This is a genomic window from Planococcus sp. YIM B11945 (assembly GCF_050864155.1).
Classification (GTDB): Bacteria; Bacillota; Bacilli; order Bacillales_A; family Planococcaceae; genus Planococcus.
Window position 1 is genome coordinate 398607 of sequence record NZ_JBOZWR010000004.1, and the last position, 19776, is coordinate 418382.

Consider the following 19776-nt stretch of genomic DNA (forward strand, 5'->3'; position numbering starts at 1 on the left):
TATTGGTATTCAATACTAAATGCCTATATCACATCCTGTATTTCTAGATATATAATTCTCCTTGGCATAATTCTCAAATAAGCATTTGTATCTACTATTTTTTTTAGCTTTCATCACTATTTATAAGATTATAAAATCTAAATTTCATTTATTATTTCAGTCAAGAGTACAGTATTACAAAACATTTACTAGCAATTGTTTTGAAGGAGGAACAATGAATTTTTCTTTAAATCTTCAAGCACGATTATCTATAATTTTCGCAATTACTACTATCCTATTAATTATTATTTTTGGCGTTGTTTATGGATACCGTTCAATCAAGCAGGTCGAGAATGAAATTGGTAATTCACTTAGTGAAACAGCCTATATGATGGAAAACAACTTGGATCAATATATGTGGTCTAGATATGGTGAAACAACACTGCTCAGTGAACTGCCTGACATTAGGCAGCTGGAGGATGAAGAAAGAGTTGAGTCTTTGCTCGACCAACTGCAATCGGCTATCCCCTCCTTCTCGTGGATAGGGCTTACTGATCCGGATGGCCAAGTAATAGCTTCAACGGATTCGATTCTCAAAGGTGCTGATATTTCTGCTCGTCCAGTATATTCAGAAGCCTTGGAAAAACCTTTTATTGGCGATGTACACGAAGCAGTACTTCTTGCCGATCTATTGCCCAATCCAACGGGAGAAGTAATGAAATTTGTTGATATCAGTACGCCCATTTATGATTATAATGACAATTTTAGCGGGGTTCTGGCGACCCATTTAAGTTGGGATTGGGTTAAAGAAATTGAGGCCTCTATGCTTGATTCGGTCAAGAATCGCGACAGCATTGAATTTTTGATCATTAGTAAAAGAGATAATACGGTTATTTTAGGTCCTGATGAAATGATGGGACAAAAGCTAGATCTGGAAAGCATGGATTTGGCTCAAACCCAACAAAACGGGTGGACGATTGAAGAGTGGGCGAATGGAGAAGAATATGTAACCGGCTATATGTTAGAAGATGGGTATAAGGAGTACCCTGGCTTAGAATGGACGATTTTGGTCAGGCAGCCCGTGGCAGTGGCCTATACTCCCATAAAAGAACTTCTAGCTTTCTTCCTGGTATCCGGGCTCATCTTAGTTCTGCTTTTTGCCGTTCTTGGTTGGTTTCTTGCTGGAAGGATTGCCTTCCCATTGAAAACCCTAGCCTCTGTGGCTGACAGCCTTAGATTTGGAGAGTTTGTCCAAATTCCACACTATAAAGGAATTTCGGAGCTGGAAACCTTATCCGATTCTTTAAGAATGCTGATTGCAACTCTTACAAAGACAGAATCAGCTTTAGAAGAGATGGAGGAAGTGGCCAATCGGGATGATTTAACAGGATTAGCAAATCGGTATGCGTTAGATTTATATTTACAGGAATTTACTCAAAAATACAAAATGGCGGCAGTCCTTTATATTGATTTAGATGGGTTTAAAATGATTAATGATACTTTAGGCCATCAAGCAGGGGATGAACTTCTCATTCAAGTAGCGGCTCGGCTGAAACAAACCATAAGGGAAGAAGAAATGATTTCTCGAGTAGGCGGTGATGAATTTGTTGTCGTCTTGCCTTCCTCAACAGATAAAATGGCTAAAAGAGGAAAAAGAGTTGGAGAAAGGATTATTTCATCTATTAACGAACCTTACTGGCTTAATGGCCAAAAAGCCTTGGTTAGCTGCAGTATAGGTGGTGCCTTTTGGGAATCATCAAACTCTGCTAGTATAAGCGAAACAATAAAAGCAGCTGATGAAGCTTTATATGCCGCTAAGAAGGCAGGCAAAAACCAAATTCATTTAAATGGATACTAAAGTGCCTTTTAGGGTGGGCAACAACTATTTAGCAAATCGTTGTTCTCACTTTTTTCTGATTGCAGGGAAATCCGTAACTTCTAAAAACAGCCTATTACTAAATATTCTTACAATACATTGGGCTAATACAGATTGAAAGTCAGCTCAGCAGAAAACATAGCCGGAAATAACCAAAGCTTCTCGTCCTTCATTCGCTTTCCGATTAATATATTAGTTTTATATTTTTTTTAAGAAGCGACGCACTTCGTAGTTTTTCTCTTTAACACAATTTATAACAATAGTTATTCACCAGTCATTTAAAGGATAGATAAGAGACTTGAAATCGAGAATTATTCAATCTCATCAAGTCAGTAAAAATAAAAATTGGAAACACTAAAAAACGGATTATTTCGGAATTAGATGAAGGAGCAATTTAAATGAAGGACAGCTTTCACAAAGAAATGTTTGAAGTGATGATTCAAAACGCGCCTGTCAGCATGTTTATTTTAAAAGACTGGACGTATTCCTATATCAACAATCATTTTTGCAGCCTTGTCGGCTATACAAATGAAGAATTACTCCTAGAAAACATGACGACCGATAAGCTCGTTCATCCGGAAGACATATCTATCGTACAGGAAAGTGTCAGAAGAAGAATCGAAAATCAAGAAGCCGATGCGCGTTATCGCGTAAGAGTCATAAAAAAAGACGGAAGCTTGATCCATGTTGAAATACATGCACGAAAAGCCATATTGGATGGAGAAACAGTCACATTCGGAACCATCTTTGATGTAACTGACGAAGTTAAGGCTAATCTGATGCTCAAGGAGAATCAGGAACGGTTTAAATCCCTTTTCGACAACAATCCGGATGCGGTCTTTAATTTTGACATGGAAGGCAATTTTACTGATACAAATCCAGGATGCAGTGAATTGACAGGCTATACTGCTAATGAATTGCACGAGATGACTTTCGCCCCGCTTATCGTACCTGAAGATTTAGCCAGTGCCCTCCACTTTTTTGAAGAAGCTATTCGCGGAAATACTAATCGGTATGAAATTGCACTTACCCGAAAAGACGGTAAACGGAGAGACTTGGAAGTCACCTGCTTCCCGATGAATCTTGAAGGAGAAATCGTCGGCGCATATGGCATCGCAAAAGATATCACGGATCGAATTGCACATAGAAAATTGATGGAAGACCTAGTGTTCTACGATGCCTTGACGAAGCTGCCGAACCGAAAATTGTTTGAAGACCGGTTAAGCCAGGTTTTCAAACTTTCAGATGCCCGCAAAAACCAGCCGGCTGTTTTGTTTCTGGATCTGGACCGCTTTAAGTTTATCAATGATTCCCTGGGCCATCATATCGGAGATGAATTTTTAAAAATCGTAGCTGAACGATTATTGCAGAACGTTCGCCATACGGATACGGTAGGAAGGTTTGCCGGAGACGAGTTTGCTGTTTTTCTTCCAAATTCGAATAAACAAGAGACGATTGCTCTGGCTGAACGGTTGAATCAGACATTGGCAGAACCTTTTGAAGTCATGGGTCATTCCTTAACCGTTTCGGCAAGCATTGGCATTGCTTTTAGCAGCGGCAGTAATGAGAATGTGGATGGATTAATCAAAAAAGCGGACACCGCCATGTATTATACGAAAAAATATGGAAGAAATAACTATACAGTTTACACAGAAGAATTGGATCAGAAAGCGGCTTACAAATTGATATTAGAGCAGGATTTAAAGTCTGCTATTAAAAATCAGGAACTTGTCCTTCATTATCAGCCGATTACTGATCTGAAAACTGGTGAACTCAGTGCCATGGAAGCATTGATTCGATGGAATCATCCAGAACTTGGCTTGGTGCCGCCAGACAATTTCATTCCAATTTCAGAAGAAAGCGGACAAATTGTTTCAATCGGGAAGTGGGTTCTGCAGACTGCCTGTGCCCAAAATAAAACCTGGCAGGACAAGGGCTATCCCCCTTTTAAAATATGCGTGAACATCTCAACCATCCAGTTGCAGCATTCAAATTTTGTGCAGATGGTAAAAACAACACTAGAAGAGACAGGCCTCGATGCAAAATGGTTGGAACTTGAAGTGACCGAAAGCATTTTAATGGAAGATACGAAAATGCTGAAAGAAAGTTTACTGGCCTTGAAGGCATTAGGTTTATCGATGTCTATTGATGATTTTGGCACCGGGTATACCTCTCTCAATTATTTAAGGCAATTTTCGTTCGATCGAGTGAAAATTGACCGCAGCTTTGTACAGGACATCAACAACGATTTGAATGGTAAAGCAATAACTTCCACCATTATTTCATTAGCCCATAAATTAAATATGGGTGTTGTGGCAGAGGGAATTGAAGATGAAACGCAGCTCGCTTATTTAAAAGAAGAAAACTGCGATGAAGGGCAAGGTTATTATTTTAGCCGCCCCTTGTCTGCTGAATTTCATACTTTTCCCTTATCATCCAAAAACATTGCACACGGTAAAAAAGAATAAGGGATTACCCTTTTTCAAAAAATAGTCTTTTGAAATACAGATAATTCAACTGTCTGCGCAAACAAACTTTAGTAAAGAAAAGGAAGATTAGATTGCTGGCTTTTAAGCATCGAATCTTCCTTTTTCTATATTTAGCGCTGTCTTCTTCACTCTTTTCATTTCCAATAAAAGGATTTATTTTCTGAAATGAACAAAATACTTTCTATTTGGGATGGAATACTTTCTAGTTCACTTGATTTACTTTCTAAAATGGACTCTTCACTTAATTTTTCGGCTAAAAAAATGCAGCGATCAGGGTCGCTGCATTCCACTTATTAATAAAATCATTTTCAAATGGATTCTGAACAACTAAGGTTTCAGCCGCCGATATACGACATGCCGATTTTCTTGCGGTTTTTGGCGGTTTGCTCGGTCCGTTCATCGGAATAGCGATCCCGGCGTCCTTCCCAGACGCCGCTGATGGCCCGGAACAATTCGTCGTCGCTCAAGCCGCCCCGCAGCAGTTCCCGGATGTCGAAGCCGTTCGTCGCGAACAAGCACGTGTAGAATTTGCCGTCTGACGACAGCCGCGCACGGGTGCACGACGAGCAGAACGATTCCGATACCGACGTGATAAAGCCGACTTGCGCTTCGCTGTCCTTGAAGCGGTAGCGTTTGGCGACTTCCCCGAAATAATCCTCATCGACCGGTTCGAGTGTATAAACCGTCTGAAGCAGTTCGAGGATTTCTTTTTTCGTCACCACTTTTTTAAAGCTCCAGCCGTTGTCGTTGCCGACGTCCATAAATTCAATAAAGCGGAGCGTGATGCCCCGTTCCTTGAAATAGGCCGCCATCGGCAGAATTTCCTGTTCGTTGACGCCTTTTTGGACGACCATATTGACTTTAATGTCAAAGCCCACTTGTTTGGCGTGATCAATCTGCTCCAGAATGCGCGACGGTTCAATGCCGCGGCCGTTCAATTGGCCGAAAAGGCCCGGCTCCAGCGCATCCAGGCTAATGTTCAGCCGCCGAAGCCCAGCTTCGTATAGCGGCTGTGCCAGTTTCCCCAGCAGCAGGCCGTTTGTGGTCAGGCCGATATCTTCCACACCCTCAACAGACAAGATTTTTGCCACCAGTTCAGGAAGCCCGCGCCGCATGAGTGGTTCGCCGCCGGTTAGGCGGATCTTCTTGACGCCCATCGCCACAAATAGTTTGGTCAGCCGATGAATTTCCTCGAATGACAGCAATTCCTGTTTCGGCAGAAAGGCATAGTCGTCGCCGAATACTTCTTTTGGCATGCAGTAAGAGCAGCGGAAATTGCAGCGGTCCGTTACCGATATGCGCAAATCGCGGATCGGCCGGCCGAGTTTGTCTTTCAATGGTTCGGTATTCATACGGCTCACCTTCCTTTCGTCTAATCCGGTCTGTTGATGTTGCGGAAAACGCTTATGTCTTCATTGATTTGTGCAGCATCGAGCCAAGTCGTACCCGCTTTTTCCATGAATACCATGACGCGCCGCCCGCCGTCTGCCAGTTCCTGTTCAAGAGATTCAGCAAGCCCGGTTTTCCAGACGCTGAACAGTGGAATTTTTTCTTCCTTTGTCTGAATGGCCGTGATCGCGTTCTCGCGGTCCGCTTGTTCGAGAAGTTTGGCAGTTTCCGCCGGACCCACAAATGGCATGTCGCAAGGCAATACCACGTATTGGTCGGCCTGCCATTTTTTCATCGCCGAGAGAATGCCGGCAAGCGGTCCTTGACCGGCTACATCCGGCAAATCGGTGATAACATCCAAACTTCCAGGGAAACGCTCCAGCAGTTCTGGACGCGATACGATTACCACACGGCCGCTCACTGCCGAAAGTGCCTGATAAGCTCGTTCGTAAAAATAGCCGCCGTCTATTTTGGCAAAAGCTTTCGGTGAGCCAAAGCGCCGCGACTCGCCTCCGGCAAGCAAAATGCCGACCGTTTTCATCCGCCGCTCACAGGCGGAATGAACGCCGCCACATCCCCGGCTTCCAACACATCGCTTGGCAGCGCGTATTCTTCGTTAATGGCAATGCGGGCGGACCCTTTTTCAATCCCCGGGTATTTCTCCGCCGCCCACTGCCACAAGTCTTTGACTGTTTTTCCGGCAAGATCCGTTTGTTCCTGGGATCTTCCCGTCAGTTCACGGAGCCCCGCAAAATAATGCAGCGTGATCATGGCTGTTCCCCCTCCGGTTTTTTCTTTTGGTCGCCTATCCATTCTTCCCCGTCTTCCCAAATTTCCTTTTTCCAGATCGGCACAATTTCTTTGATGCGTTCGATAGCGTATTCGTTCGCTTCGTACGCCGCTTTCCGGTGAGGCGACGAAACGGCGATGACGACGGCGATGTCGCTGATCTGCAGTTCACCAATGCGGTGGGCAATTGCCACCCGCGACCCTTCCCACCGCTCTTCGATTTCATGCCCGATTTGCGCGAGCTTTTTCTCGGCCATCGGCACATAGGCTTCATAGGCAAGATACAACGTCCGGACCCCTTTTGTCCATTCCCGGACATGGCCGGTAAACAGCGTCACGGCTCCTGCTTCCGGACGCAGCACGTAATCGGCGTAGAGTTGCGGATTGATCGGTTCTGCCACCACTTCAAATGCTTTCATCTTCGTCACCTTCCATCCATTCCGAAAACCAGTTTTTCAGAAATTGTTGGCTATTGCGTTCAACAGTTCGAACTCCTACGATAGGTAATTCTTTTGGCGCAATCACTAGCCGGATGCGCTTTAAATGGTTTAATTGCTGCCATTCGTCATCAGAGCGGACAAGAACGACTTTTTCAAAATCTGCTTCTTTGAAACCTTCGACCAAGATCAGGTCCGGTTTTGCCTGCATCGATAAAGCAATCAATTGTTCCAGCGAAGCTTCTTTCTGCCGGCTGTGCAACCCAATCACGCCGCCGCCATAGACCAACGAACTGACAGCTCCTTCATGGAAGAAACGCATGCTGTCGGTTGATGCTGGCGGCATGTCCGGCTCGCCGCCGTGTCCGTGGTGCTTGATGGTGGAGACGGCCTTGCCGTTTTTGGCGGCTTCGTCTAGGAAGAAAGAAAGGAGCGAGGTTTTGCCGCTGTTTTTAAATCCGACAACTTGCAGCACTTTTACAGCTCCCATTGCGCCGCTCCTTCTTCCATGCCAAGAAGCAGCACATCGACCAAAGCCCCCGCCTCAAACCCTCTCGTACCGCCAGGCAAGACGATTAATGCATTGCCCCTAGCAATGGAAGACACCGCATTCGATTTATTAAAGCCGGCCGGAAAGACGAATTCACCGTTATAGGAGGCACGGATAAACCGGGTGAACGGATTGGCTTTGGTGAAATCCTCCGCCAATACCGCACGCGTTTTGGGCAAGTACAGTTTTCCGGCTCCCATCATCTTCAACAGCGCCGGACGCACAAACAATTCGAATCCCGTAAAGCAGGCGGACGGATTGCCGGACAATCCGAACAAATAGCGGGCATTTGCCATGGCGACCGTCGTGACGCTGCCGGGGCGCATGGCGACTTTATTGAATAAAACCTTTGCTCCAAGCCGTTCATAAATGGCGGGCAAAAAATCAAAATCGCCGACCGAGACGCCGCCTGTCGTAATGAGCACGTCGGTTTCTTCTGCCGCCTGTTTCACCACTTTAAAGCTTTCATCAAGCTCATCGGCCGACATGCCGTACATTTTGCAGCGAATGCCCATGCGCGCAAGCTGTGCCGCAATCATCGGCCCGTTGCTGTTGCGGATTTTTCCGGGCTCGAGCGGCGCATCGACTGCCAGCAGCTCGGTTCCCGTCGACAAAATGCCCACCACCGGCTGTTTGGCCACCAAGACATTGGCGTAGCCGAATGTCGCGAGAAGCGCCACGGTTCCAGGATGGATCAAGTTGCCGCTCTCAATAATAATGTCGCCTTCTGCCATGTCTTCGCCTTGCAGCGAAACATTTTCCATTGCTTTGAACGGTTTTCGTATCGTGAACGACGAACCGGAATCGACGGTTTGTTCAAACATGACGACCGCATCCGTGCCTGCCGGAAGCGGGGCACCAGTCATAATCCGCACAGCTTGGTTTTCAACTACCAATTTTTGCGACACGGCGCCCGCCCCGATATGGTCAATAACATCAAAGCGGATGCGGTTTTCTCCGGAAGCGCCCAAGGTATCGGACGAGCGGATGGCAAAGCCGTCATAAGGGGAACGGTTGAATGGCGGCACGTCGTGGGCCGCTTTTACCGGTTCGGCCAATATCCGGCCATAGCTTTGTTCAAGCGCCACTGTTTCCGTCCCAAGCGGACGCGCTTCGCTGACCACCCGTTCAACGGCTTCTTGCACCGAAATGGGTTTTCGCTGTTCTACCACTGTTCTCAACTCCTCCACGACTTCTGCTATACTGAATTTATTCTATAAATGAAAGGGTGATCGCGTTGTCTGAACTGACACATTTCAACGAACAAGGGCGCGCCAAAATGGTTGATGTCTCTGAAAAACAAGACACGATCCGCACCGCCCGCGCGAAGACATCGGTATTATTGAACCAAGCCATTTACCGCCAAATCAAGGATGGGACCAATAAAAAAGGAGATGTGTTTGCTGTTGCACAAGTTGCTGGCATCATGGCCGCGAAAAACACGGCGCAGATCGTTCCGATGTGCCATCCGCTTGCATTAAGCGGCGTTGACATCCACTTTGAGTGGAACGTCGACGAAGCGACTGCCCATTTTGAGGTAATTTTATATGCCACCGTCAAAACAAAAGGGCCGACCGGCGTTGAAATGGAAGCATTGACCGCCGCTTCTGCCGCTGCCCTTACCATTTACGATATGTGCAAAGCAGTCGGCAAGGAAATGGTCATTGGACCAACGATGCTGTTGGAAAAAACCGGCGGGAAATCAGGCGATTACACCCGCGGCTGATGATGTTTTGTCAGTTCGAAGACGATATGCCGGAGTTCCGGCAAGATGAGCCGCTTCATCGCCAGTTTCACTGCCCCGCGGGATCCCGGCAGGACAAAAATCGCTTTATCGTTTGCGGTTCCTGCTGCAGCGCGGCTTAACAGTGCTTTCGTTCCGACATCTTCCGAAAAACTGACGTAGCGGAAGAGTTCGCCGAAGCCATCCAATTGCTTGTCAAACAGCGGCGTTACTGCTTCCAGCGTGACATCGCGTTTGGCGATGCCTGTCCCGCCGGTCGTGATGACGGCATCAACCGCATCGTTCTGCAAAAAGCGTGTCACCGCATTGGTAATGCGCTCTTTGTCGTCCGGCACGATTAGGTAATCGGCAATTTCCAAACCGTTCTGCCTGGCAAGCTCCTGCACCAGTTGGCCGCCAAGGTCGGTTTCTTCTGAGCGGGTATCGCTGACGGTCAAAACTGCGATATGAATCGTTTTTTCCAGATTGAACAATTCTGACATGGTCCCTCTTCCTTTCCGATCAGCCAAACAATTGATGATACAGTTTCCGGCCTTCGGACACATTGCGGATTCCGTGGATCAGCAATCGGCCGTTGCCGAACAGCACCATTCGGCGGCCAAAAACGTCCAATTCCACGAAATAAGGCGTCCGTTTGACGATCCCTTCCAGCTGGCGCCCTGTTTTTTCGGCATCGTCCAATGTAATCGGCCGGTTCGGGTCCGGCAGCACTTGCACGGCGTCCCGTCCGCACAATACCGCAACCGTTTGCTGCGCCGATCGTTCCAGTGACGGAAAAACCGGCTGGGTCCCGCACGTTTCGCAGTTGTCGTTTTTGATGCGTGAAATGCCGATATCAATCTGCTCATTTTCCCACACATTAAAATAATGCACTTTTTTCCGCATTGCGGCTGTATTGCCGCTCAGCCATTTGAGCGCTTCCGCACATTGGATGGCTGCGGTCATTTGGACAGCCGGTGAAATGATGCCGACCGTGTCGCATGTTTCATTGACGGCGGGAAGCACCGGCAGCAAACAGCGGAAACAAGACGACTCCCCGGGAATAAACGGAAAAACGACGCCCGAACTTCCGACGCACGCTCCGTAAATCCATGGTACGCCGTGCTTAACAGATGCATCGTTGATGAGCAGGCGGGTCTCGAAATTGTCCGTTGCGTCCATGACGAGCGAGCTGTCTGCGATGAGCCGTTCCATTAAAGGCGCATCCAAATTATCGAGATAGGTGAACAAACGAAGGTCGCTGCGTATCGCCTTCAGCCGCTTTTCGGCAGCCGCTACTTTCGGCAGCATCTCGTCCGCGTCTTGTTCCGTGAACAGCTGCTGACGCTGCAGATTCGACAATTCGACGTAGTCGCGGTCCACCAGGTGAATCTCGCCAATGCCTGCCCGCGTCAACGTTTCGGCGATCGCTGAACCGAGCGCTCCGCAGCCGATAATGGTCACCGTTGCCGCTTCGAGCTGCTGCTGCCCGGTTTGCCCCAGCGGTTTGAACAATGTTTGCCTTGAATAACGCCCTTCCACTGGCGGCTCACCTTCTTTCTTTCTTTCTTTCTTTCTTTCTTTCTTTCTTGAATCGTTGTTCCTTATCTTTACCACGTGGCATTGGCCCACTAAACAAAGCCGCTTGCAAAAAAGCTTCCCTATACGGAAAGCTGTTCGGCCATTTGCCCTTTTTCAATGCGTACGACACGGTCTGCCAGCTTTTCGGCATCCGCTTTTCGGTGCGTCACAAAAATGATGGGAATCTTCCAGCTTTGATGAATCCGGAAAAGCTCTTCTTGGCAGCGGCTCCGGTTGTCGTCGTCCAAAGCCGAAAACGGTTCGTCGAGCAGCAAAATATCCGGCTTGGCGGCAAGCGCACGCGTCAGCGCCACCCGCTGCTTTTCCCCGCCCGATATTTGATGCGGGTATTTTGAAAGCAGGTTAGAGATGCCCAAAATAGTGGTCAATTCGCGAATAGGCGTCAAATCCGCTCCACGCGATGTGCTGTACAAAATGTTTTCTTCCACTGACAAATGCGGAAACAGCGCGTAGTCCTGGAACAAATAGCCGACTTTCCGTTTTTGGATTTTCAGCGGTTTGTTTCCTTCTTTATAAAACTCGGTGTCGTTCAGCGTAATTGCTCCTCGGTCTGGCTGGACAATGCCGGCGATGCAGTTGAGAAGTGTCGTCTTGCCGGAACCGGATGAGCCGACAAGCGCCATGATTTCGTTATCCATTTGAAAGCGGATAGCGAGTTCAAAATGCTCCAGTTGTTTTTGGAAATTCACTTTCAGCATCCCGTTCACTCCCTCCCGATCCGAACCGCATTTTTTTTGCGCCAGTAGTTGACCCACGTAATGGCCGCCACGCCGACAGCGGAAATGACGATGACCCAAAACGCCGCTTTTTCCATATTTCCAGTCTCGTAAGCAAAATAAATGGCAAGCGGCACCGTCTCGGTCACTTCGGGAATATAGCCGGCAATCATCAGCGTTGCCCCGAACTCCCCGATGCCGCGCGCAAACGCCAATATCAAACCGGCGAGAATGCCTGGCCAGGCAAGAGGAAACGTGATCGTCCTGAAAATCCGCCATTCGGAGACGCCCATCGTCCGGGCAACGTTTTCCCAGCGCGGATCGACTTTCTCAAAAGCCGCCATGACGCTTTGGTACATGAGCGGCAGCGAAACAACAAACGAAGCAATCGCTGCGCCGATCCATGTGAAGACGACGCGAACCCCGAACCACGCTTCGAGCAGCACGCCAAGCGGCCCGTTTGCTCCGAATAAAACGATCAGGGCAAAGCCGATTACCGTCGGCGGCAGCACGAGCGGCAACAGAATGAGCGCATCGATAACGCTTTTCCCGAAAAATTCGCGGCGGCTCATCAACCGTGCCAAGGCAATGCTTGCAAAAAACACACAAACTGTAGACAATATGGCAACTTTCAGCGACAAAAATAACGGTGACAAATCATACGGCATCACGGCTTGCCACCCTCTGCCCGAATAAACCCGGTCCGTTCGAGAATCTCCTGTCCCTCAGATCCCGTCAAAAACTCTAAAAACGCTTCTGCCGCTTCCGTGTTTTCGCTTTTCACCGCGATTCCTGCCGGATAAACAACCGGCGGCAGCTCTTCCGGGAACTCCAGAATGCCCTTCACTTTTTTGGAAACGAACGCATCCGACGCATACATAATACCCACTTCAGCGTTTCCGCTTTCCACATACGTCAACACTTGCCGGGCATCTTTGGCGTAAATCAAGTTTCCTTCGAGTGATTTCCATAATCCTAGCTGCTCCAGCGCCTCTTTTGTATACCGGCCGAGCGGCACGCTGTCCGGTTCCCCGACGGCAATCGCTTCACGCGTACTCGCCAGCTGCTCTTCAAAACCGGCATTTTTCGGAAAGGTTTTATTAGAGGCGAGAACCAATTGATTTTTCGCGAACGACACAACGCTTTCTTTTGCAACGAGCTGTTCAGCCGTTAACTCGTTCATGTCTTGTTCGCTTGCCGATAAAAACACGTCGACCGGAGCGCCTTGCTGCATTTGGCTTCGCAGCTTGCTCGAAGAACCATAATTGAATGCCAGCTCAATATCCGGGTATTCTTTATGAAATGCTTCTTCCGCTTCTTCCATCACTTCTGTGAGGCTGGAGGCAGCGGAAACGAGCAATTTGTTTTCATGTTCAGCGGAAGACGAGCCGCAGGCACCGAGAAAAAACGTCAGCAGGATCATTAAAGTTAATTTTTTCATTTATCTAACTCCTCTATCTTTTAAGCTAAAGGAGACCATTTTTATTGTCAACAATTTGGCGGATGAGTAAGCATAAATTTAGAGAGACTGGCTCATGGCGAGCCAGTCTCTCTTTTCCTTTTACTTCGCTTCTTCCGAACGGTCCGTCGCCGGAGGAGGCGCAACGGAAAATGCGGAAATCTCATCCCGCCATTCCGGTGTCATATCAACCTTCAACGCACCGAGCGATGGTTCCAGCTGCTCGAGGTTTCGGGCTCCGATAATGGGTGCCGTGATGCTTGGATGCGCCATGGTCCAGGCAACTGCAAGCGTTGCCGGGTGGATGCCGTGTTGCGCTGCGTGATCGGTGAAGCGCTCGGCTGTTTCAAAGTAACTTTCTTCCCCGTAGCGTTTTTTGTAACTTTCCTGTTCCACAAGCCGTCCCTCTTGTGGTTTTTGGCTAGCTTTATACTTGCCGGTAAGCAGTCCTCCGCCAAGCGGGCTGTACGAAATGACGCCCATCTGTTCCGCGGCCGCCAACGGCAAAATCTCCACTTCTGCTTGGCGCTTTACCAAATTGTACATCGGCTGGATGCATTCAAAGCGCACCAAGCTTTCCTTATATGAAATGCCGAGAGCCGTTGCAATCTGCCAGGCCGCCCAGTTGCTGACTGCCGGATGCAAAATTTTCCCTTGGCGCTGCAAGTCATCCAGCGCCCGCAGCGTTTCCTCGATCGGCGTCAACGGATCAAACGCATGGACAAAATAAAGATCAATCCGGTCAGTGTTCAATCTTCTCAAACTGTTTTCCACTTCCAGCATAATATGGCGCCGGGATAAGCCTTTATTGTTCACACCAGGTGCCGTCGGGAAATTGACTTTTGTCGTCAGCACGATATCGTTCCGGGAATCGTGAATGAGCCGCCCTAAAATTTCTTCAGAAGCCCCGTTATTGTATACATTGGCGCAATCAAAAAAGTTGATGCCCTCCTCACGGCAACGATTGAACATGGCGCGCGATGTTTCTTCGTCGGCAATTCCGCCAAACGACATCGTGCCAAAACATAATGACGATACTTCAATTCCTGTTTTTCCTAGAGTCCGGTATTCCACTGGTTGTTTCCCCCTATTCACGAAATAGTTCAGCCAATTTCTTAGGATGTAAGTTTATTATTATGGAGGTTTTCGTCCTAGTCAAATAATTGTTCAATAAATCAAAAAATACTGAAAAGTTTCCATTTCGGTAAAACCCTCAATCTTAATGTGCTTAACTTTCGATAAAACTCAACTCGCCCCAGCTGCCATTAGCACGGATCAGGGCTTCCAACAGCTGAAATCCGTTTTCAAAATCCGACAAGTTGGCCATTTCGACCGGAGAATGCGAATACCTGCGCGGGAATAAAATAGCGGCTCCCAAAATGCCTTCACGCACCAAATGGATTGACGAAAGGTCCGTCGTCCCTTTTGGCATGACCGATAATTGATACGGGATGTTCATTCGGTCGGCATAAGTTGTGATGAGGTTTTTCATTTGCAGCGGCATGATATTCCCCATAGCGCCGCCGCCTGACAACAACGGCAGTACCGGCCCTTTTCCGATAGCGATCGGATAATGATTGCCATCCGGCGTATCCGCGCAGGCGATCGTATCAAGCACCAGGACATAATCCGGATTGATTTTATAGCCCGCCACTTGGGCGCCGCGCAGGCCCACTTCTTCTTGAACCGCCACCAAGCCGACGAGTGTGCCGGCAAACTCTTTATCCCCCAGGCTTCTAAACAGTTGGGCCAATACCGCGCAGCTGCTCCGGTTATCAATCGCTTTTCCGCAGATCAAGTCTTTGTTTGTGAAACGGTCGAGGTCGCTGATGTACGTAATCGGATCTCCGATTTGAATGCCCATGTCGAGCACTTCCTGCCGGGATGCCGCCCCGACATCGACATACAAATGTTCAATCGGAAGTACTTTCGTTTTTTCGGCTTGTGTCTGTAAGTGTCCTGCTTTCACCCCAATGACGCCGAAATGACCGTTGACCTCCACTTTACGTCCAACGAGCAGCGCATCCATCATGCCGCCGTTTCGTTCCATCCGAAGAAACCCTTTGGCGTCAATGGCGCTGACCATGCAGCCGATTTCATCTGAATGAGCCGAAACCATGACGGTCGGACCCGGTTGATTGCCCTCGAGCACCGCAAATACATTTCCCATATGGTCCACTTCAACTTCCGCGTACGGCTCTAAAAGCTCCACCATATGTTTGACTACTTTATGCTCCCGCCCTGATCCTCCAGGCAAGGCAGCGAGTTTTTTTAACGTTTTATAAAATTCTTCTTTAAACATAGCGTCCTCCTTTTGTTCTTAATAGGTATTGTTAGTTTTTATTATACTATGTAATTCCTGTAATTTTCTGAATGCATTAGTTGGAGTTCTTTTCTTAGCTTTTTTATTTTACGTTCATCCTCTTCATTCCAGGAATGGAAACTGCTAAATTCCATCTTGTAAGTCCCAGTATTTTGGCATACAGTTAAAGAAAAACAGGAGCTGATCTAATGAAATCCAGCAACCGTTCTGTTTTCATTAATGCCTCCCCTGAAACTGTCTGGAATTCCATCACCAAAGATGGCCGTTTTTCGACTTGGTATGCGCCCGGTTCCAACTGGCTGATTCCGAAACTTGAAGTCGGCGAGAAGGCATTGTTCACGCTTATGCCGAGCGACCACAATTCCTTGGAGGAAGGCGAAAGTGTGCCGATGAGCTTTACCATTTCTGAAGTGCTGCCGCTTGAGCGATTTTCCTACACGTCTGATTTGGACGGGTTGGTTTTTACGTTTGACTTGTATCCCGAACAAGATGGAACCCGCGTTACGGTCAACCATGACGGATTTGACTTGAGCCTTGAAAATTTAAAAGCATTTGCGGAAGGAAAAGAACTTCCTCATATATAGAAGAAACCAAAACGGCCGCTTGATTTTCAAGCGGCCGTTTTACGTTGCCGGGAAAGTCCAGGCAACCTTATAATCTCAACTAATGATTTCAGAAAGCCCGCTATACTTGGTATCTCCAAAAACCAAACTATCTCCTTTTCGCAAAATCGAAGGAGTAACGGTCCAAAGTGTAATCGTTTCGGAATCGGTGGTGTTTTCCCAGCCATGCGGTATATCACCCGGGAAATAAATGCTGTCGCCTTCTTCCAATTCGCATTTTTCCTGCCCCAAGTAAATGGTGATTTTGCCTTTTAGCACATACCCCACTTCTTCGCCTGAGTTAACATAAAGCTTATCGCTTTTCCCGCCTGGTGCGATGATCATCAAATGCGTTTCCATTTCTTTGCTTTCTTTGTCTTGCGGCGTCAGCAAAATGACCTCGGTTTTTTCCATTTTGCTTTCGAACCGTTTTCCTTTGTTTTTTCGGGTAATGTATTTCTCCGGGTTCTTGACGCTGGCGTCTTCTTCTTCAAAAAAATCCACCAGCGGCACTTCCAGTATGCCGCTGATTTTTTTTAGCGTATTAATCGATGGATTGGCCATTCCCCGTTCAATCTGGCTGATGAAACTTGGTGTGCATTCCACCAGCTCTGCTAAATATTTCACCGTCATGTCTTTTGCTTCTCTAAGATGCCTGATTTTCATGCCAAATTGCAAATCGCTCCCTCCCTTCGCTTACCGGATTGGCGTTGCCTTAATTCAGCGGATAATGGCACGCAACCCATCGTCCCTCTTGCTTTTCTTCAAATTTCGGTTCTTCCGATTTGCATTTTTCAGTCGCTAACGGGCAGCGGGTGTGGAATCGGCAGCCCGATGGCGGATTGATCGGGCTTGGCACATCGCCCTGCAAGATGATTCGTTCCCGTTTCCGCTGTTCTACCGGTTCCGGAATCGGAATGGCCGAAAGCAGCGCCTGCGTATAAGGGTGGGCGGGATTGTGATAGACTTCGTCTGTTCGGCCAAGCTCGACAATTTTTCCGAGGTACATAACCGCTACCCGGTCGCTGATGTGGCGGACGACTGACAAGTCATGGGCAATAAAAAGGTACGTCAGCCCAAATTCATCTTGCAGGTCCTGCAACAGGTTAATCACTTGCGACTGGACGGATACATCAAGCGCCGAAATCGGTTCATCGCAGACCACCAGTTTCGGATTCAGGGCAAGCGCCCGGGCAATGCCGATGCGCTGGCGCTGGCCGCCGGAAAATTCATGGGCGTATCGCGACATATGCCGGCTCTCGAGGCCGACTTTTTCAAGTAGCCATTCCACGCGTTCCCGGCGCTCTTTGGCGTTTCCTTCCCCTTGTGCACGAAGCGATTCCCCGATGATTTCCCCGATTTTGTGTTTAGGGTTTAGCGAGGCATAGGGATCTTGAAAAATGATCTGCATGTCTCTCCGGACTTTGCGCAGCTTGGATTCGTTGTAGCGGGTAATGTCTTTTCCTTCGTACAAGACCTGCCCTTCGGTCGGATCTTGCAGGCGAATGATGTTCCGGGCCAATGTTGATTTTCCGCAGCCGGATTCGCCGACAATGCCAAGCGTTTCGCCTTCCATGACGGTGAAACTGACGTCATCTACCGCTTTCACCCAGCTGCTGGCCCGGCTGAAAAAACCATTTTTCACCGGGTAATATTTTTTCAGGTTTTTCACTTCCAGAATCGGTGTTTTGATTTGTTCGACGGTTTCTTCAAGAAGCGGAATAGATTCAGTCGTGCCACTAATCTCAGTTAGTCCATTCATCTATATCCCCTCTTTTCTCTTCAATTTATCATAGTGCCAGCAAGCCACTTTCCGCCCGGGATCCACTTCCGTCAAAGCCGGTTCTTCTTGGCGGCACTTGTCGGTTGCGAACGGGCAGCGCGGATTGAACCGGCATCCGGTTGGAAGCTGGAGGGGATTGGGAATGACGCCTTCAATTGTATGCAGCCGGTCGCCTCCTCCTTCTAAAGAAGGCATAGCTTTTAGCAGCCCCAACGTATAAGGATGGTAAGGAAGAGCAAAAAGGTCCCAGACGCTTGCTTCTTCCACGACGGTTCCGGCATACATCACCACAACCCGGTCGGCAATATCAGCGACTACGCCAAGATCATGCGTGATAAATAGGATTGCCATGCCCAATTCTTTTTTTAGGCCATTCAATAAATCCAGCACTTGCGCCTGGATGGTTACATCCAAAGCCGTTGTCGGTTCATCCGCGATGATCAGTTTCGGGGTGCAAGTCAACGCCATCGCAATCATGACACGCTGCCGCATTCCCCCGGACAATTGATGCGGGTATTCCGATACCCGCCGCTCCGGCAGCGGAATGCCCACCATGCGAAGGGCTTCTACGGCATGCTTCATTGATTCTTTTTTTCTCATTTTCCGGTGGAAGCGGAGGCTTTCGGCAATTTGGTCACCCACCGTGTAAACCGGGTTTAACGAGGTCATCGGCTCCTGAAAAATCATGGAAATGTCGTTTCCGCGCAATTTCCGCATTTCTTTTTTGTTTTTCTTTAACAGGTCTTCTCCTTCAAAGAGAATTTCGCCTTGCTCTGCTTTGCCGGTCAATTTTGGCAAAAGTCCCATGATGCCAAGCGAAGTCACGCTTTTGCCAGAACCGGATTCCCCGACGATGCAGACGGTTTCTCCTTTATGGACCGTAAAAGACGTATGGTTCACAGCCGGGACTACGCCTTGGTCCGTATGAAAATTAATGGCCAAATCGTGGACTTCGAGCAGTGGATTAACCATGCCCACCACCCCTTGATTCAACGGGAATCGCTTCTGCGATCAGTTGGCCGGGTTCGGTCGGCCAGTAGCGGTGCCCAACTGCAGCAATATACGAGTTGTCGAGGTTGCAGCGCAACTCTTCCGTAACGTCGCCGTAAAGGTTCATGATAGAGCCGATCAAATCGCCTTTGTTCAACACGTCGCCGACATCGCAGGCTGGGACGAACAAGCCGCCTTCGCCGGTGAAGAAGAATTCAGCATTGTTGATGACCGTGTATTCGTCCTGAACCGGCGGCTCACCGGGTATCATGTCGAGTGCCTGCATGGCGCCTGTGATGGAAAGCTTGAACTGTTCTTCATGCTCTTCGGTGACGTTTCCGCCTCCGCATTCAACCGTTACCGTCGGCAAATTCAATTTCATGACGTGCGCCGTGATGGTGCCATCGGTGCCGGCTTCCCCTTCGGAGCGCCAGATGACATTTGAACCCATGCGTTCAGCAAGCCACATCGATTTTTGGGCAGCTTCCGAATCGCCGCCTTGGATAATCATATAAAATGGCACTTTGGCGCCGATTCCGCCGGAATGCAAATCGATTACATAATCCGCTGTTGCTTTGATCGTTTCCAGCACCGTGTGGGCGAGACGCTGGCTGTATGTGCCTTTTGGGCTTCCCGGGAAGATCCGGTTCAAGTTGGCGCCGTCCAGCGGGGAAATGCGGTTCCGGTCTTTAAAGGAGGGAATGTTAATTACAGGCAGACCGACAAACGTGCCTTTTAGGGTTGCCGGATCCAGTTCCTGAAAAAAGCGGATGATGGAAGCGGCGCCGCCGTATTCCTCGCCGTGAATGCAGCCGTGCACCCAGATTGTCGGCCCCGTTTCTTTCCCGGCTGCCACCAGCACAGGCACTTGGAACGCAGATCCGTCCGTATCGCTGCCAATCCGCAAATGGCCGTGTGTTTTTTCTCCCGGCACAACAGGTGCCGTGCCGACTGTTCGTGTATCCGTATCAACTGTTTTCATTCTGGTTCCTCCTTGTTTTTAGGAATAGCGCCAATGGGTAATCCCGCCTTTATTTATTCCTTTTAAGCTGCTGCAAAAGTTCTCGCT

General features: G+C 48.4%; 21 protein-coding genes. 4 read left to right on the forward strand and 17 right to left on the reverse strand.

Features of this window, described 5'->3' with window-relative positions:
• The first annotated feature begins 214 nt into the window (after positions 1 to 214).
• Complete coding sequence (locus tag ACRRQV_RS09885) at positions 215 to 1837, forward strand: sensor domain-containing diguanylate cyclase (protein ID WP_432530253.1); 1623 nt, start codon at positions 215 to 217, stop codon at positions 1835 to 1837.
• A gap of 416 nt (positions 1838 to 2253) precedes the next feature.
• Complete coding sequence (locus ACRRQV_RS09890) at positions 2254 to 4323, forward strand: sensor domain-containing protein (protein WP_432530255.1); 2070 nt, start codon at positions 2254 to 2256, stop codon at positions 4321 to 4323.
• Between the two features lie 356 nt (positions 4324 to 4679).
• Here ACRRQV_RS09890 and moaA read toward each other — a convergent pair whose 3' ends face one another.
• From moaA to ACRRQV_RS09920, 6 genes are read right to left on the reverse strand one after another with little or no spacing between them, the layout of a single operon-like run.
• A complete protein-coding gene (gene moaA / locus ACRRQV_RS09895) occupies positions 4680 to 5696 on the reverse strand; it encodes a GTP 3',8-cyclase MoaA (protein ID WP_432530258.1) in 1017 nt (338 codons plus the stop codon).
• 20 nt (positions 5697 to 5716) lie between these two features.
• A complete protein-coding gene (locus tag ACRRQV_RS09900; protein WP_432530260.1) occupies positions 5717 to 6274 on the reverse strand; it encodes a molybdenum cofactor guanylyltransferase in 558 nt (185 codons plus the stop codon).
• Positions 6271 to 6504, reverse strand: a complete 234-nt coding sequence (gene moaD, locus ACRRQV_RS09905) for a molybdopterin converting factor subunit 1 (protein ID WP_432530262.1) — start codon at positions 6502 to 6504, stop codon at positions 6271 to 6273. Before moaD ends, ACRRQV_RS09900 begins: the two co-directional genes overlap by 4 nt.
• The gene (locus ACRRQV_RS09910; protein ID WP_432530264.1) at positions 6501 to 6941 is read right to left on the reverse strand and encodes a molybdenum cofactor biosynthesis protein MoaE; all 441 of its coding nucleotides are present in this window, start codon (positions 6939 to 6941) and stop codon (positions 6501 to 6503) included. The genes moaD and ACRRQV_RS09910 overlap by 4 nt, the downstream gene beginning before the upstream one ends.
• Complete coding sequence (mobB, locus tag ACRRQV_RS09915) at positions 6928 to 7449, reverse strand: molybdopterin-guanine dinucleotide biosynthesis protein B (RefSeq protein ID WP_432530266.1); 522 nt, start codon at positions 7447 to 7449, stop codon at positions 6928 to 6930. Before mobB ends, ACRRQV_RS09910 begins: the two co-directional genes overlap by 14 nt.
• The gene (locus tag ACRRQV_RS09920; protein WP_432530268.1) at positions 7437 to 8681 is read right to left on the reverse strand and encodes a molybdopterin molybdotransferase MoeA; all 1245 of its coding nucleotides are present in this window, start codon (positions 8679 to 8681) and stop codon (positions 7437 to 7439) included. Before ACRRQV_RS09920 ends, mobB begins: the two co-directional genes overlap by 13 nt.
• A 65-nt stretch (positions 8682 to 8746) precedes the next feature.
• On the opposite strand from ACRRQV_RS09920, the gene moaC reads away from it, so the two are divergent.
• Entirely contained in the window at positions 8747 to 9235 is a 489-nt protein-coding gene (gene moaC / locus ACRRQV_RS09925; RefSeq protein WP_432530270.1) for a cyclic pyranopterin monophosphate synthase MoaC, read from the forward strand.
• Here moaC and ACRRQV_RS09930 read toward each other — a convergent pair.
• The 7 genes from ACRRQV_RS09930 to ACRRQV_RS09960 form a co-directional block, all read right to left on the reverse strand.
• Positions 9220 to 9735, reverse strand: a complete 516-nt coding sequence (locus tag ACRRQV_RS09930) for a MogA/MoaB family molybdenum cofactor biosynthesis protein (protein ID WP_432530272.1) — start codon at positions 9733 to 9735, stop codon at positions 9220 to 9222. The two genes, moaC and ACRRQV_RS09930, sit on opposite strands and share 16 nt — an antisense overlap.
• Before the next feature lie 19 nt (positions 9736 to 9754).
• Complete coding sequence (locus tag ACRRQV_RS09935; protein WP_432530274.1) at positions 9755 to 10774, reverse strand: ThiF family adenylyltransferase; 1020 nt, start codon at positions 10772 to 10774, stop codon at positions 9755 to 9757.
• A 119-nt stretch (positions 10775 to 10893) separates the two neighbouring features.
• Complete coding sequence (locus ACRRQV_RS09940) at positions 10894 to 11532, reverse strand: ATP-binding cassette domain-containing protein (protein WP_432530276.1); 639 nt, start codon at positions 11530 to 11532, stop codon at positions 10894 to 10896.
• 5 nt (positions 11533 to 11537) lie between these two features.
• Complete coding sequence (modB, locus tag ACRRQV_RS09945) at positions 11538 to 12218, reverse strand: molybdate ABC transporter permease subunit (RefSeq protein WP_432530789.1); 681 nt, start codon at positions 12216 to 12218, stop codon at positions 11538 to 11540.
• Positions 12218 to 12991 carry a molybdate ABC transporter substrate-binding protein gene (gene modA / locus ACRRQV_RS09950; protein ID WP_432530278.1) on the reverse strand — a complete coding sequence of 258 codons (774 nt, stop codon included), beginning with the start codon at positions 12989 to 12991 and terminating at the stop codon, positions 12218 to 12220. Before modA ends, modB begins: the two co-directional genes overlap by 1 nt.
• Before the next feature lie 120 nt (positions 12992 to 13111).
• The gene (locus ACRRQV_RS09955; RefSeq protein WP_432530280.1) at positions 13112 to 14083 is read right to left on the reverse strand and encodes an aldo/keto reductase; all 972 of its coding nucleotides are present in this window, start codon (positions 14081 to 14083) and stop codon (positions 13112 to 13114) included.
• Between the two features lie 154 nt (positions 14084 to 14237).
• Complete coding sequence (locus ACRRQV_RS09960; protein ID WP_432530282.1) at positions 14238 to 15311, reverse strand: M42 family metallopeptidase; 1074 nt, start codon at positions 15309 to 15311, stop codon at positions 14238 to 14240.
• 209 nt (positions 15312 to 15520) lie between these two features.
• Here ACRRQV_RS09960 and ACRRQV_RS09965 point away from each other — a divergent pair, with 209 nt between their 5' ends.
• Positions 15521 to 15916 carry an SRPBCC family protein gene (locus ACRRQV_RS09965; protein WP_432530284.1) on the forward strand — a complete coding sequence of 132 codons (396 nt, stop codon included), beginning with the start codon at positions 15521 to 15523 and terminating at the stop codon, positions 15914 to 15916.
• A 75-nt stretch (positions 15917 to 15991) separates the two neighbouring features.
• Here ACRRQV_RS09965 and ACRRQV_RS09970 read toward each other — a convergent pair whose 3' ends face one another.
• From ACRRQV_RS09970 to ACRRQV_RS09985, 4 genes are all read right to left on the reverse strand, one after another.
• Positions 15992 to 16612 carry a helix-turn-helix domain-containing protein gene (locus ACRRQV_RS09970; protein WP_432530286.1) on the reverse strand — a complete coding sequence of 207 codons (621 nt, stop codon included), beginning with the start codon at positions 16610 to 16612 and terminating at the stop codon, positions 15992 to 15994.
• A gap of 37 nt (positions 16613 to 16649) precedes the next feature.
• Positions 16650 to 17627 (reverse strand): ABC transporter ATP-binding protein, encoded by a 978-nt coding sequence (locus ACRRQV_RS09975; protein WP_432530791.1) that lies wholly within the window; start codon positions 17625 to 17627, stop codon positions 16650 to 16652.
• Between the two features lie 69 nt (positions 17628 to 17696).
• On the reverse strand, positions 17697 to 18689 hold the full coding sequence (locus ACRRQV_RS09980) for an ABC transporter ATP-binding protein (RefSeq protein WP_432530288.1): 993 nt from the start codon (positions 18687 to 18689) through the stop codon (positions 17697 to 17699).
• Complete coding sequence (locus ACRRQV_RS09985; protein ID WP_432530290.1) at positions 18682 to 19689, reverse strand: succinylglutamate desuccinylase/aspartoacylase family protein; 1008 nt, start codon at positions 19687 to 19689, stop codon at positions 18682 to 18684. Before ACRRQV_RS09985 ends, ACRRQV_RS09980 begins: the two co-directional genes overlap by 8 nt.
• Positions 19690 to 19776 lie beyond the last annotated feature (87 nt).

Bases quoted from the DNA above. Each gene is read 5' to 3' on its own strand.
- modB (WP_432530789.1), bottom strand. From the start codon at position 12,218: ATGCCGTATGATTTGTCACCGTTATTTTTGTCGCTGAAAGTTGCCATA.
- ACRRQV_RS09980 (WP_432530288.1), bottom strand. From the start codon at position 18,689: ATGGTTAATCCACTGCTCGAAGTCCACGATTTGGCCATTAATTTTCAT.
- modA (WP_432530278.1), bottom strand. From the start codon at position 12,991: ATGAAAAAATTAACTTTAATGATCCTGCTGACGTTTTTTCTCGGTGCC.
- moaA (WP_432530258.1), bottom strand. From the start codon at position 5,696: ATGAATACCGAACCATTGAAAGACAAACTCGGCCGGCCGATCCGCGAT.
- ACRRQV_RS09885 (WP_432530253.1), top strand. From the start codon at position 215: ATGAATTTTTCTTTAAATCTTCAAGCACGATTATCTATAATTTTCGCA.
- ACRRQV_RS09985 (WP_432530290.1), bottom strand. From the start codon at position 19,689: ATGAAAACAGTTGATACGGATACACGAACAGTCGGCACGGCACCTGTT.
- ACRRQV_RS09965 (WP_432530284.1), top strand. From the start codon at position 15,521: ATGAAATCCAGCAACCGTTCTGTTTTCATTAATGCCTCCCCTGAAACT.
- ACRRQV_RS09960 (WP_432530282.1), bottom strand. From the start codon at position 15,311: ATGTTTAAAGAAGAATTTTATAAAACGTTAAAAAAACTCGCTGCCTTG.
- moaD (WP_432530262.1), bottom strand. From the start codon at position 6,504: ATGATCACGCTGCATTATTTTGCGGGGCTCCGTGAACTGACGGGAAGA.
- ACRRQV_RS09890 (WP_432530255.1), top strand. From the start codon at position 2,254: ATGAAGGACAGCTTTCACAAAGAAATGTTTGAAGTGATGATTCAAAAC.
- ACRRQV_RS09940 (WP_432530276.1), bottom strand. From the start codon at position 11,532: ATGCTGAAAGTGAATTTCCAAAAACAACTGGAGCATTTTGAACTCGCT.
- ACRRQV_RS09910 (WP_432530264.1), bottom strand. From the start codon at position 6,941: ATGAAAGCATTTGAAGTGGTGGCAGAACCGATCAATCCGCAACTCTAC.
- ACRRQV_RS09900 (WP_432530260.1), bottom strand. From the start codon at position 6,274: ATGAAAACGGTCGGCATTTTGCTTGCCGGAGGCGAGTCGCGGCGCTTT.
- ACRRQV_RS09930 (WP_432530272.1), bottom strand. From the start codon at position 9,735: ATGTCAGAATTGTTCAATCTGGAAAAAACGATTCATATCGCAGTTTTG.
- mobB (WP_432530266.1), bottom strand. From the start codon at position 7,449: ATGGGAGCTGTAAAAGTGCTGCAAGTTGTCGGATTTAAAAACAGCGGC.